Source organism: Mucilaginibacter sp. P5_A4, assembly GCF_056400605.1.
This window is the reverse complement of record NZ_JBFUKX010000129.1, coordinates 1-1,520: the sequence shown is the minus strand read 5'-3', so window position 1 is coordinate 1,520 and position 1,520 is coordinate 1. Positions and strand designations below refer to the sequence as shown.

Here is a 1,520-nt window from a genome sequence, read left to right as displayed (position 1 = left end):
CCCTCAACATCTGCCGATGCAGTAAGGCCGCCGGCACGGGCAACCAGGTCTGATATTTTCTCGTTTTTGTTTTTTATAGTATACGACCCCGGGTATAAAACTTCCCCTTCAACTTTTACTGTCTTTTGTTTTTCAAAGCCTGGTAAGCTGTATACAGAAACTATATCAAATGGATTGAGTACAAAATTAGCATCATTGGGCTTTAACGGGCCATCAATGTTAACGGTAAAAACCTGTGCAACAGCGCTGCTTTTGGAAGAAGGATCGGCATCAGTTTTCCTTCGGGCCACTTCAATTCGCTTTGTACTTGCCCCCTCTGCAAATCCACCGGCTTTTAAAATCAGATCCTCTACTTTCATGTTTTCAGAAAAAGCAAACTTTCCTGGCTTTCTTATACTACCATTAATAGTAACTGTATACTTATCGCGCAGATCAAATATCGAAGAAATGTTTACTATGTCTTCACGCTGCAGCGGTATGCTTACAGCTTTATTGATAACATCCTTTACATTAAATCCTATTATCTCGGTACTGTTATCGGGCTTCAGCCGGGTAATTGTTCCCCTCTCTGTAAAGGCATCTTCTTTTAAGCCGGCAGCCTTTTCTATTAGTTGATATAATGTTAAACCACTTTGTAATTCATAATCTCCGGGTTTAAATACAGCTCCATTAATAGCAACCCTATTTTCAAACCGGTTAATAATAGATTCAATTGTGTACTTATCGCCTCTTAAAGGAATGTAGTTTTTGTAGTCAGCCTCCAATACATCCGTTATTTTTCTTTGCTGGTCGCTTATTTGCGAAACCTTAATACGTGCCGTATAGGCGCTATCTGTAAAGCCCCCCGCATAGGTTAATATATTATCAAGGGTTTCGCCAGGTAAAACCTCAAATAATGCCGGAATTTTAACCTGCCCGGCAAGCTCAACCCTTGTTCTGAAAGTGGGAACCCGAACTATATCCTGATCTTGCAAAGAAATGTTATTCTTTTGATCGCCTTTCACCAGGAAATCGTAAACATCAAGATGCCTTATGATACGGTTGTTCCGGATGACCTCTATTTGCCTTAAGCTACCGTTTTCGGTTGGGCCGCCTGCTGTATATAACGCATTAAAAACCGTGGCCAGCGATGGCAGTGTGTAGGTGCCCGGTTTTGTAACTTGGCCTATAATAATTACATGGATACTACGAATATTGCCAAGCGTTACCTGAACATTTGAACCGCGGCCTATAGCATAATTATTAGCTGCGAGCTTACTTTTTATTAATGATGTAGCTTGCTCAATTGTTTTGCCACCTACGTTTAAAATACCTATCCCCGGTATATTGATACTTCCCTCGGGCGAAACATCAAGCTTCCAATTTACCAGTGAATTACCATAAACGCTAACGTTTAGCTGATCATTAGGGCCAACAATATAATTTAACGGTGTGGCAAGTTTAAGGTTGGGCTCAAATGAGCTGTTTTTATTTTTAAAAATATCGGCGCCAAATACTTTTGGCTTTAGTCCCTCAAATAT

The 1,520-nt window shown here is 40.5% G+C and carries 1 protein-coding gene; it reads right to left on the bottom strand.

Annotated elements, in window-relative coordinates; translation table 11 throughout:
• On the bottom strand, positions 1–1,520 hold a 1,520-nt coding region (locus tag AC1DQW_RS27580; protein ID WP_477457001.1), incomplete at both ends, for an SLBB domain-containing protein.